Origin of the sequence: Lichenifustis flavocetrariae (genome assembly GCF_026130545.1) — a bacterium.
Lineage (GTDB): Bacteria > Pseudomonadota > Alphaproteobacteria > Rhizobiales > Beijerinckiaceae > Lichenihabitans > Lichenihabitans flavocetrariae.
This window is the reverse complement of the sequence record NZ_JAMOIM010000084.1, coordinates 1-10,264: the sequence shown is the minus strand read 5'-3', so window position 1 is coordinate 10,264 and position 10,264 is coordinate 1. Positions and strand designations below refer to the sequence as shown.

The window sequence follows — 10,264 nt, the reverse complement described above, 5'->3', positions numbered from 1 at the left end:
CGGCAACCCCGTTCCCAGGACTCCCTTGAATCATAAATAACTCAGTCGACTCAACATGTCATCGGACAGACACTCAGACGGGTTGTTTTCTGGGTGCTTCCAATCTATCCAAATATACTTCTCACCCGTTAAATACATATCTAAGCCCATTCTCTCCTCTTTCTGCAATGGCCCTTCAAAGGGCGTTTAAACTGTCTCGGGAAAAGAGCCGGGAGCCGCAGCCCCCGGCAGTTTGGTGGACATCAGAGTTCCTTCACGAGGAAGCGGAACCCCAAATCCTGATAAGCCGTGTCGAATGCAGCCTTGATAATGTCCGCATGCTCGCGCTCTGCTGTCTCCGCGTATTTGGTTCCGTGATTGTCGAAGATTCCAAATTTCATCGTTTCCACCTTTTGTTATTGGCCACGTTTATCGCCGCCGTTGATTTAATGTCGCATAAAACGGGGTGGAATTGTACCGATATCGGAGCAACATTATATCGTTGTTGATGGTGCGTTTGTCGGATTATTGCTCGTTTGTTTTGGCATATGGTCGGCAATGTTTTGGCATTATCTGACTAACGGGGTTCTTCGGCACGTTTTGTTTGCGGATGCTATTGCGGGTTGTAAGCTGAATGGGTATTTGCTGGGGTGTTGGGTCTCTCTAAATAAGTATATCGGAGGACGGAAAGTGCCCGGACGCCCCCGAAAAACCCACCTCGATGTTCGTGCATCCCCGGTTACGGTTCGATTCCGGATCGACGAGGCGCACCAGCTCGATCTTTTCGCCAAGGCCGCTGACATGACGGCCTCGGAATACATCAGAGCCTGCGCCCTGAAAGACCGACCACCGGCCGGCATAAGTGCCGCGCTGAAGCATCGCGTGTTCCGTGCGCTCCTCGCGGTTCAGACCGGGATCAGATCCGGTGACCCTGCCGACGTTCTGACGGCAAAGATGCAGGCCGTCATCGATGAGCTGCGGGAATGAACGCCGCGATCCTATCCGGTGGCGTCAGCGGGTCCTTCGGGTCGGCCCTCGGGTACGCGCTGAAGGATCATGACGGTATCGGCACAGAACGGTTTGGCCAGGTCGAGACGGTCAATCTGTTCAGCAAACCCGAGCAGGCTCACCTCGAAATGCAGGCGACCGCCGACGCGGCCAAGGAGATTCAGGCCCAGGCGCGCGAAGAGCGAGGCGAACGATCCGGGGCGAGCGGTTCGCGGGCCAAGAAGGATTGTCTGCACTACGCGCTCAGCTGGCACGCTGAGGACAAGCCGACTCCGGAATTCATGTTTGAAACAGCGCGCAAGTCACTCGATGTCCTCGGGCTCGGACAACACCAGGCCGTCATCGTCCAGCACGTCGAGCGTAAGACGCCGCACCTTCACGTCACTGTCGGGCTGACGCATCCGGAGACCGGCCGGACCGCCAACCTATACGGCAATGCTTTTAAGCTCGACCGCTTTTGCCACCAGATCGAAAAGGGGCAGGAAATGTTTCGCAGTTTCTCCCGCGCGGCAAAGTACGAGCGTGAACTCGAGCGGATCAGGAAATCGCCTGAAAAACAGAAGGAGGCCTGGAACACGAAGCAGCGTGAGCTCTCGGCGGCCCGCGAAAAGACGCGGCTGCGATCAAGGCCAAGCACGCTCAGCGGCAGGAGGCACACTCAAAGCAGGTCGACGAGGTCAGGCGGAACGCCGATATCGCGAAACAGGCCGCGCAAGCGAAGCACCGGGATCAGATCAATGACTATTGGAGGAGGCAGGCACCAAAAATGACGGTTCAAGCTCGGCCCTCTCCTTCAATCCTTCGCGGGATGTTCACCGAAGGCGGCGAGATGGGTGAGGCGCTCAAAGGGCTCCTGCGAACGACTTATGCGACGACGCCGCAAGCCGTTGAGCGCCGGAAGATGGAGCAGAACAAGGGCATCGCCAAGGACATGTTCGGCAAGGCCAGAACGAGCCTAAAGTCGCTTGAGCCGCCCAGCGCCGATCCCCCTGCCCGCTCGAAGGTGCATGGACAGTTCCGCGATCGATCTGACGCTACGATTGAAAACCAGCTCAGGCATTTCGGGATCACCGACCGATATGACGGGGCACAGGCGATCAAACATTGGCAGGCGCATGAGCTCGCCGAGATTGACCGGGGCGCGCGCCAGGCTGTCGATAAATTGAGAGAGGATCGCGATAAGGAGATCGAGTAGAACAGAATGGAGTGGGCCGAGCATAAGGAAAAGCACGACCAGCTCAGGGACGAGGCTCGACGGGAACTGGGCTTACCCGAAAAAGAACACGAGCAAGAGAAGGCCGCACCGAAGAAGGACGGACCCAGCAAAGACTTCCTTGACCGCTACGATCACGAGATCATCGACATGGACGAACCGAAGAAGGAGGAGCGCGACCATCCGGCCGACGTCCGATCCTATGTCGACGACTACATCGCCGGCCGCGGTCGTGGCAGCGCGGAGCACGAACAGTTCGCGGCCAATTACGGCGCCGACATCGAGCAGGAATTCCAGCGTCGCATGGCCGAGAAGCAGGAGCCGAGTCACGACGCACCGCGAGAGCAGGAGCGGTCATCCCACGAGAGCGAACCTCTGCCCGAGGAATACTACAAGAGCCACGAAACGGAATTCAGCTCACGCGAACATGATCACCACGAACCGGATTACGACCGCGAGTATGGGGATGACTAGGCGCGCGCCTTCCCCTTTGATTGGGCCAATAGCGCCATCAGCATAGGCCCGACCGAGAACTTCCCCTCCCCTGCCCTTCTGGTGAGATCGCGCAGGTAGCCTCCGGCGCTTGTGATTGCCTCGGCGCGCTGGAGCATAGCCGCGACGGTGATTGCCGCTGGGATTTCACCCATGGCATCCTTGGCTGCCTGCCAAGCGCTGGGGCTGATGCCCAGTGATGGCCTGACCACAAGGTTTATCGTCGAGATTAGATCGTTCCAGCTTGAGATTCCGCCTCGGGCATAATGTGCCACGTCCGGACATGCACTCAGGACCATGCTGAGGGGATAGGCTTGCGGTTTCCTGACAGGCTGGTTGGAGAGGCTCGGCTTTTCCGCTTGGTCTTCTCGTGAGACCAATTCAACTTCATATAAAGGTTCTGGGTTTGAATTCTGTATGTGCTGCTCGTTTTGAGACTCATTGCCGCTCGTATTTGTCGAATTGGTGTGGCTCTCCAATAGACTGAATAGCTCATCGGCCAGCAGCTTCAGGCCTTCCGCAACGGGCTCCAGGTCATCGCGCGTAGCTGACCTTGGCATCCGAACCATGATCGCCTTGTAGGCTGCGTGGATGGCCTCCCATCCCTGCGGCGCGGCCACGCCTTCCTCGATCCCCGTCGAGATCATCTTCACGATATCCCGCCGGCATAGGGTGATCCGCTCACGCAGAAGCCGGACTGTTTTCTCGTCCTGACGGACTGCGGTCGCTAGCCGCTCATACTCCTCGGCGCGCGCGACCATCGGGGTTAGGTCGAAACCAAAAGCGCTCTCGATCTCCCCTGCCCTGTCCTTCCGCGCATATCGTTTGCCGTTCGGACTGTCCCGCCGAATGATGATCCCCGCATCTACGAGGACCGCCAGGTGCCTCCGCAAGGTCGCCGGCGCCATCCCGTTAGCCCGAAGCCCAAGCTGCCGGTTGGACGGGAATACGATCAGGTTCGAGCCCGAAAGCACGGTCTCCTGATGGAAGCTGAGCAAGGCATTCAGGAGCGCCAGAGCGCGGTCGGACACCGCCAGCCTGTCTTTGGCGGCGCAGATATCCCTGAACACATTCCATTTGTGAGCCGCCTTTTCAGGCGGGCATGCTTTCGCGACCGCCTGGCTTGCCACATAGGCAAGGGTCAGCGTCTGCCGCCCAAAGGGCGTCGTCGGTTGATGGGTTTGCATGATCCTTGCCTCGTTAGGGCAAAGAAATCCGGTCGCCAAAACGGCGTCGAGCCTTGACTGAAATGAGCGGAAGTGCGATCTCTGAAGTCGCCAAACAAACAGAGGGCTTCCGAGGCGGAGACGTTTCGGGGGCCTTTTTTCTGTGCCGCGTTGCTCCTGGTTAGTTCTTACTCACCACATCAAGACCGAGTGGCCTCGAATTCCTGATAGAGATCGCGCAGGCGATTCAGAACGAATTCGGCAAAGTCCGGGGCCTTTCGCCGGTCAATCGCAAGCGTAATTCGTTCGTCGTCGTGCGTGACCTTCGCTAAAGTCTCGCCCTTGGCGGATGACCATATCTCGGCTTTCGCCTTCGTCTTCTGGGGTTTCGTTGCCGCGAGGACAGCCTTAAACCGTGCATCGCTGTCTAGGTCTTGAAAGGCAGGATCGGCAATTGCCCGGTCCACTGCCCTCCTGTGACCTTCCAGTAATTCGGCCAATTCGATCCATCCACGACGCCCGATGCCGGGGGCAGGGCCAATCGAGGCAATTAAGGTTTCGGGTAGCTTTGACGCGACCGAGATCATATTGGACAGGTCGCTCTTGTAGATAGACAGAGCCGACATAATCGTTGCTCGCGCGAACCCACGCTTCTCGAGGCGCTGCGCAAACTGGACTTTTTCGATGTAGGAGAGGTCTTCCCGCTCGTGATTTTCCTGTCCCTGAGCGACGACAAGTTCCTCGTCGGACAGGTTCCTTACTACCGCGCGAACAGTCCGGCCTATATCTTTCACTGCTCGAAGTCGCCGATGGCCGAAAGCAACCTGATATCGCCCATCAGTATTCGGGTGAGGACGGACGAGGATCGGATTGAGCTGACCGGTCTCCCTAATTTTCTCGCGAAGCGACTCCAATCCCTCGGATGAAAGAGGCATTCGATCCGCGACAAACGATGGGTCTATTAGGCTGGGGTCAAGCTCGACGATGACTTGGCCTTCAGTGAGCTTCCTTTCGATTTCATCGGCGCGCTTGGCACGGTCGCTGATTTCACTAAGCGACTGCCCCACAGCCCCGACCGGTCGCGCGTCCAAAATTAGGTCTGGCGAACCGAGAAGCGGTCGAGTGCGGGAGGAGGGCGCCTCAACCGGCTTCGATTGCGAAGAGAGGGTGGTGAATAGTGCTTTCCTGCTCATGCTCTGCCCCACGCCTTGCGAATCTGGGCTTCGATCTCTGTGTTGACGTTTGACACGGCCTCGAGAGCGCGGTCGTAGGTTGCGCGCGTGAACTGGTTTCGTTCAACCTCATAGATCGTCTGGTTAGTCAGACCGGCATCAGAGATGGCAGTGCTTTTCAACATTGGATGGATCAGGACGTGCTCTCCAAATATCGATCTGAGGAAGGCCACCATCTGGTTCTGCGGCCCGTCCCCTGTTTCGAAACGGGTGATCAGATACTTCATCCAGTCGTAGCCCGTGGACGCGCCATGACGAGAAACCTCGTCCAGAAGGTCTCCGGTCATCTGAAGGAACTGGGACATAGACATTACGTCCAGCATTTGGGGATGCACCGTAATGAGGACTGCTGTCGCAGCGGTGAGGGCGGAAAGAGTCAGGTAGCCGAGCTGCGGAGGGCAGTCGATCACGACCACATCGTATAGGTTTTGCACCTGCCCTAACGCTTGCCCTATCCGCGCGAAGAACAGAGTATCCCCTGACTGTCGGCCCATTAAAGCCTTCGGGGTGTCATGCTCGAACTCCATGAGTTCGAGGTTTCCTGGGACGATATGAAGGCCGGGTATGTATGTTCCCCGAACGATCTCAGCCATAGGACGGCGGTCCTCATAGCGGATTGCGCCGTATAGCGTTTCATTCGGGCCGACATGCGTCTCGGGTTGATGGCCAAACAGAGCCGAGAGACTTGCCTGCGGATCGAGGTCGACCGCAAGAACACGATATCCCTGCAAAGCGAGATGCTGAGCCAGGTGAGCGGACGTCGTTGTTTTCCCCGACCCGCCCTTGAAGTTCATTATTGTAATGACCTGCATATGCTCCGCGCCTTGGCGATGCGGCAGGTATCTTCGGTTTCCTCTGGTACCCTGATCGAGGAGTTTTCTAAGCTCCTGGATGTCCTGAACGGTGTAGCTCCTGCGCCCGTTCTTCAAGGTCGCGGCTATGGAGTCCGCCGCCACTTGTCGAAGATAGGACTCGTGGATACCGAGCAGTTTTGCCGTTTCTGCTGGGGTGAATGGTCGGATCGACTTTTCGGCTTCCGGGGGAAAGATGTTACGATGGTGGGCGCGAAGCTGTGCAGACAGTTCTGCGCCATGGCTCTGGACGAGCGTCTTCAGCTCCGGCGCGCCGGTTTGCGCAGTTTTCGTGAGCTTCTCGCTTGCCACCGCCAGCCTCGGTTTTCAGCGCAGAATCGTCTGATTTGCGCTGTTAGGCAAGAGGGGCCGATTCTAGACGGAGGGCAAGCTCATTTTTCGGCGACCCGGAGCGTTAGCCGCGGCTAACGAGCATCCGGTTAGCCGCGGCTAACTGCAAAAGGGCAGGGGCTAAATCAAAGTCCACAGGCCAATCCGATTATGCCCGCTCCACCGGTGCATACAGCGCTCTTAGATGCCAGGAGCCCAACCGACAAAGTGCCAAGCAGCGCCGCGAACAGGTTTGACCAGTTGTTCCACGCCGGCGGCGCGCCAATGGAGCCCATACCCACGCGGACGCCGAGACGATAACTGAAGCCAGACCCGCCTGATTGGCAGCGGGGGACCCAGAGAAATGAAAGCCGAACAGGAAGAACACGATCGCGGCGATAAAGACGACGACGCTATACGCGAGAAGCTCGTGAGCTCGCACGTCAGCGGTCCGACGAACGCCTTGTCTTGAACCGAAGATGGTTGCCGAACATCCCGATCCCTGTCGCCACCGCGCACACCAGCACCACGAGCGGAATCAGGTAGATGTTGAACGTGAACAGAAAGGCTGCCGCGCTGCCCAGAACGGCGACGATCCCAGCGAAGGTCAAAAGCTGGGTATCCGCCTCAGACACTGCGCGCCGGGCATCTTCACGTGACAGAGGGTGGATCGCGACCATGCAGCCAATATAGGGTTTTTGGGCCAGTAAGGCTACCGGTCCGCGCGGGCGTAGGGCAGGGGGCAAAACGCAAGATAATTACGCGCTGGATTTGGTAGGCTCTGGGGATGAAAAGTACATTCCTCGCCCTGGCACTATGCCTCGCCGCCATCCCCGCTTAAGCTTTCACCGGCACCGTTGTCGGCAACCACGACGGAGACACCGCCTACGTTCGTCTAACATCCGGCCAGGAGATCATCGTCAGGCTGGCGAACGTGGATGCTCCTGAAACCGATCAGCCTTTCGGCAAGAGGGCAGGGCGGGCACTTCACGATCTGACCTACGGCAAAAAGGTCGAGATCGACTACCGGGGTGAATATCCGTACCGCGAGCGTGAGCGGGAAATCATTGGCGTGATCCACGCTCCATATGACGTCGCCGAGGAGATGGTCCGCGAAGGGATGGCGTGGGATTATGTGAGATACGACACCGATCCCGCGATCCCCTGTCTTGAGCAGCAGGCGAGGGCAGGGCACCTTGGGCTATGGTCGCAGCTGGGCGCGATACCGCCGTGGGAGTGGAGACATGCACACTGATCCGATGCGTTTCATCGAGAGCGAGAACTGTAACACGGAAGCCACCGCATTCTTGATGTCACTGGACGAATGGACATCAACGCGTCATCGCCTGCGATCGCGCGCGGCCCATTTTGCCTTAAGCGCTCTCGTCTGCTGCGGCGCAGTCGAGGAAAACGATGACGGCCAAGCAAGGCTGACCGCCGATGGCCGGACTCTTCGGGAAAACGCGTCGAACGGCGTACGCGTATACGGACGCGACGACAGCGTCATGGTCGTACCCAAGCCCTAGACATCGATCCGAAGCATCGGATCGTGATCCCGCCCCTCATAACCGGCGGGATTGCAAATGACCCGTGTGTCGCCAACCATGTAGTCGCTTCGGCAATGAATGTGACCGTGCACCCATAGGGCAGGGCGCTTCTCAATGATCAGGGCTTCGAGGTCCGAGGCATAGTAGCCATTGAGCTCGTCAGTCCCGTAGGTCGGCGAGATCGACTGCCACGACGGAGCGAAGTAGGTCATCACGATCCCGCCAGGCTCAATATGACGATCGAGGAACTCGAGATGCTCGCGGTGGCGCGCCAGCACCATTTCAGGCGTCAACCCCGGAACCTGGCGGAAATCATTCATACCGACCCTGCAGCGTTCCATGACAAGAGGGTTCTCGCGCTGAAAATCAGCCCAAAGCGTTGCGGCAACGATCCGGCCATCCGCGATCGTGTGCCCGAAATGATAATTCGAAGGCAGGGCAGGGGGCTCGCAGATTTCCCACTCCGTTCCGCCGTACCAATAATGATTGCCTGGAATGTCGTAGACAGCCGCGAACCGCCTGCAGAGGTGCTCGATCACCCATCCATATAGAACGCGGCGCCGGTGTGCCCCTGTGTCGCCAGCCAGCAGTAGAATGGTCTCGGCGTCGCCGTCCATTGGAGGCAGACGCAGGTCAACCAGCCGTTTAGTCTTGCCCTGACTCTCGGGCCAGAACTCGGAATGTATATCAGACGTGACGCGGTATAGCATATGGAGTATTGTTTCATGGTATGACAAAGTCACGCAAGACAATCCCGCGCGATATTCTTCACATCGCGGCTGAGCAGCTTGGCAACCCAGAGGAAACGATTGTGTTCGGCGCGTTACTTGATGCCGCTATCCGCTCACTCAGACCCCTGCCCCACCAGCACCCGCGCAGAGTGGAAGTCCTCAACCAGGCGCTGGATCGAATTTATGTCGAGCTAACCGATCCCGGCAGGTCGAGCCCTGAGACCTATCGGCCTGCAGTCGAAACCTTACGTTCAGCAAGGCGTCCCGCACCTGCACTCAAGCCTTGGCGCATCGGAAGCTGTTGAAATGTGCGAGCCTCCGAACTCAATAATTGCGTGTTGGTTCGCTCTCGGATATGCGGCTCCATCGGCATCGGATTTGAAGAGGACCTTTGCGAAAAACCATTCGGCCCTTCACCGTCGAGAAACGCCCGATCGCTCCCAGGACAAAGGCATTGAAGCCTCGACCGCCCGAGCCACTGGTCGAAACGCGGCAAAGCGCGCCGGCTCCCGCTCCTGCTACGCTTGAACCCGAGCGGGACACGCCGGTCGGTCGCGTGCTTCCGGAGCTGTCGGAGGTCTCCGAGCCCATCGACGCGCTTACGCCGAAAAGGGCCGTGGCTCGGAGGAAGCCGGCCAAAGCAGTGTCCCGGCCCGTCGACGAGAACAGTGGACAGGAAACGGCGGCCGTTGAGGCCATTCCAGACAAGATCATGGTGCCACTTGTCCGCATCAAACCGATCGTGGCGACGCTCTTATCTCAGCCAGAAGGTAAGAAGCGACTTTCCCGGAGCGGATTTCGTCGTGGCGAGCGATGGAAGGCGCGGCTTCCGGCGGTGACTCACCGCGGTGCTGGAGCTAAGGGCCATTCGAGAAACGCAAAATAGAACAAGGGATTAATCGTCTTAGGTTCCATAATTTAAACTTATGCGAACGGCTCTCGCGCATGCGAGCTACGCCAACCCTGCTCCCCGCAACACCAGTCTTACTCTCTGTCGCCGAACAAACCCCCTTGACACGCTCTCCGAGTCCCGCGCCAGCATTTCAATGTCGTGCAGAAGCGCCTTGATTGCCGCGCGCGCGTCACCGTTGAACTCGGCGAGGAGCGCGTCGACGGCCTTCTCGGCTTGCTGTTCAGGATCTTCGTCGGCCATAGTTATTCCTCAACAGGAACATACCAGGAACGCCTGACGAGTCGATTCAGGAGGCTCCTCAATAGAGGCGTGTCCACGGAATAGACTCTCGCGCCGGCGCTTGAACGTGAGTGGGCCCCCAGGCCTCGGAATCCTTATCCGCTTCGGGCAGCGAGCCGGTATCGGCCAGGAGCGTTTCCGCCTCGGCCGCCATGTCGCCCTTCTTGAGATGCTCGATCCGATCGGCAGCGCGCTGGCCTTTTGACTCCGCCACCGCCTGTAGGATGCGGGCCTTCGTCACCCGGCCGAGGAAGTTATCCACGGTTGGCTTCGTCGCGGCTCGCCTCCACCCGGATCGCCGCGCTCTCGACGGTCCGGGTGCGGCTACGCTCTGTCCGACCATGGACGGCGGCGTAGAGGTCCGACAAGGACAGGTAACGCTCGTCCGCCGGGCGCGAGAACCATTCCGACGATACGCGGCCGATCCGCTCGCCGCGGCTCACATCTCCTGCGCCCCAGGGTTGCCTGAGACACCTCGGAAGATGGTGTATCGCGGCGGCTGCGGCGCGATCTGAGATCGAGA

13 protein-coding genes and 2 pseudogenes are annotated in these 10,264 nt (G+C 58.7%); 6 read left to right on the top strand and 9 right to left on the bottom strand.

Annotation, left to right across the window (positions count from 1 at the left end):
- Nucleotides 1-242: 242 nt before the first annotated feature.
- Nucleotides 243-380 (bottom strand): hypothetical protein, encoded by a 138-nt coding sequence (locus M8523_RS34865; protein WP_282589401.1) that lies wholly within the window; start codon nt 378-380, stop codon nt 243-245.
- A 289-nt stretch (nt 381-669) separates the two neighbouring features.
- On the opposite strand from M8523_RS34865, the gene M8523_RS34860 reads away from it, so the two are divergent.
- Genes M8523_RS34860 through M8523_RS34845 form a run of 4 tightly spaced genes read left to right on the top strand, consistent with a single transcriptional unit; the run spans nt 670 to nt 2,674 of the window.
- Nucleotides 670-966 (top strand): plasmid mobilization protein, encoded by a 297-nt coding sequence (locus tag M8523_RS34860; protein ID WP_282589400.1) that lies wholly within the window; start codon nt 670-672, stop codon nt 964-966.
- Nucleotides 963-1,757 carry a relaxase/mobilization nuclease domain-containing protein gene (locus M8523_RS34855; protein WP_282589399.1) on the top strand — a complete coding sequence of 265 codons (795 nt, stop codon included), beginning with the start codon at nt 963-965 and terminating at the stop codon, nt 1,755-1,757. The genes M8523_RS34860 and M8523_RS34855 overlap by 4 nt, the downstream gene beginning before the upstream one ends.
- Entirely contained in the window at nt 1,754-2,182 is a 429-nt protein-coding gene (locus tag M8523_RS34850; RefSeq protein ID WP_282589398.1) for a hypothetical protein, read from the top strand. The genes M8523_RS34855 and M8523_RS34850 overlap by 4 nt, the downstream gene beginning before the upstream one ends.
- Before the next feature lie 6 nt (nt 2,183-2,188).
- Complete coding sequence (locus tag M8523_RS34845; RefSeq protein WP_282589397.1) at nt 2,189-2,674, top strand: hypothetical protein; 486 nt, start codon at nt 2,189-2,191, stop codon at nt 2,672-2,674.
- On the opposite strand, the gene repC is transcribed toward M8523_RS34845, so the two are convergent.
- The 4 genes from repC to M8523_RS34825 all read right to left on the bottom strand — a co-directional run bounded on the left by repC (nt 2,671) and on the right by M8523_RS34825 (nt 6,906).
- The gene (gene repC, locus M8523_RS34840; protein ID WP_282589403.1) at nt 2,671-3,879 is read right to left on the bottom strand and encodes a plasmid replication protein RepC; all 1,209 of its coding nucleotides are present in this window, start codon (nt 3,877-3,879) and stop codon (nt 2,671-2,673) included. The two genes, M8523_RS34845 and repC, sit on opposite strands and share 4 nt — an antisense overlap.
- A gap of 179 nt (nt 3,880-4,058) precedes the next feature.
- Nucleotides 4,059-5,051 (bottom strand): plasmid partitioning protein RepB, encoded by a 993-nt coding sequence (gene repB, locus M8523_RS34835; protein ID WP_282589396.1) that lies wholly within the window; start codon nt 5,049-5,051, stop codon nt 4,059-4,061.
- Nucleotides 5,048-6,259, bottom strand: a complete 1,212-nt coding sequence (gene repA, locus M8523_RS34830; protein WP_428351975.1) for a plasmid partitioning protein RepA — start codon at nt 6,257-6,259, stop codon at nt 5,048-5,050. Before repA ends, repB begins: the two co-directional genes overlap by 4 nt.
- 455 nt (nt 6,260-6,714) lie before the next feature.
- Nucleotides 6,715-6,906, bottom strand: a complete 192-nt coding sequence (locus M8523_RS34825) for a hypothetical protein (RefSeq protein ID WP_282589394.1) — start codon at nt 6,904-6,906, stop codon at nt 6,715-6,717.
- Between the two features lie 278 nt (nt 6,907-7,184).
- Between M8523_RS34825 and M8523_RS34820 the strand changes: the two genes are divergently transcribed.
- Complete coding sequence (locus M8523_RS34820; protein ID WP_345894362.1) at nt 7,185-7,526, top strand: thermonuclease family protein; 342 nt, start codon at nt 7,185-7,187, stop codon at nt 7,524-7,526.
- Nucleotides 7,516-7,797 carry a hypothetical protein gene (locus tag M8523_RS34815; RefSeq protein WP_282589393.1) on the top strand — a complete coding sequence of 94 codons (282 nt, stop codon included), beginning with the start codon at nt 7,516-7,518 and terminating at the stop codon, nt 7,795-7,797. Before M8523_RS34820 ends, M8523_RS34815 begins: the two co-directional genes overlap by 11 nt.
- On the opposite strand, the gene M8523_RS34810 is transcribed toward M8523_RS34815, so the two are convergent.
- The 4 genes and pseudogenes from M8523_RS34810 to M8523_RS34795 form a co-directional block, all read right to left on the bottom strand.
- Nucleotides 7,794-8,528, bottom strand: coding sequence for a metallophosphoesterase (locus M8523_RS34810; RefSeq protein WP_345894361.1), 735 nt, complete (start codon nt 8,526-8,528; stop codon nt 7,794-7,796). The genes M8523_RS34815 and M8523_RS34810 overlap by 4 nt on opposite strands.
- Before the next feature lie 973 nt (nt 8,529-9,501).
- Entirely contained in the window at nt 9,502-9,702 is a 201-nt protein-coding gene (locus tag M8523_RS34805) for a hypothetical protein (protein ID WP_282589391.1), read from the bottom strand.
- A 139-nt stretch (nt 9,703-9,841) separates the two neighbouring features.
- Nucleotides 9,842-10,021: pseudogene (locus tag M8523_RS37045) on the bottom strand (hypothetical protein); the annotation flags it as partial.
- Nucleotides 10,002-10,232: pseudogene (locus M8523_RS34795) on the bottom strand (hypothetical protein); the annotation flags it as partial. The pseudogenes M8523_RS34795 and M8523_RS37045, both read right to left, overlap by 20 nt.
- Nucleotides 10,233-10,264: the final 32 nt, after the last annotated feature.

Excerpts from the sequence above, each read along its gene's own strand:
- M8523_RS34865 (WP_282589401.1), bottom strand. The coding sequence starts at position 380 with ATGAAATTTGGAATCTTCGACAATCACGGAACCAAATACGCGGAGACA.
- M8523_RS34855 (WP_282589399.1), top strand. The coding sequence starts at position 963 with ATGAACGCCGCGATCCTATCCGGTGGCGTCAGCGGGTCCTTCGGGTCG.
- M8523_RS34850 (WP_282589398.1), top strand. The coding sequence starts at position 1,754 with ATGACGGTTCAAGCTCGGCCCTCTCCTTCAATCCTTCGCGGGATGTTC.
- M8523_RS34845 (WP_282589397.1), top strand. The coding sequence starts at position 2,189 with ATGGAGTGGGCCGAGCATAAGGAAAAGCACGACCAGCTCAGGGACGAG.
- repC (WP_282589403.1), bottom strand. The coding sequence starts at position 3,879 with ATGCAAACCCATCAACCGACGACGCCCTTTGGGCGGCAGACGCTGACC.
- repB (WP_282589396.1), bottom strand. The coding sequence starts at position 5,051 with ATGAGCAGGAAAGCACTATTCACCACCCTCTCTTCGCAATCGAAGCCG.
- M8523_RS34815 (WP_282589393.1), top strand. The coding sequence starts at position 7,516 with ATGCACACTGATCCGATGCGTTTCATCGAGAGCGAGAACTGTAACACG.
- M8523_RS34810 (WP_345894361.1), bottom strand. The coding sequence starts at position 8,528 with ATGCTATACCGCGTCACGTCTGATATACATTCCGAGTTCTGGCCCGAG.
- M8523_RS34805 (WP_282589391.1), bottom strand. The coding sequence starts at position 9,702 with ATGGCCGACGAAGATCCTGAACAGCAAGCCGAGAAGGCCGTCGACGCG.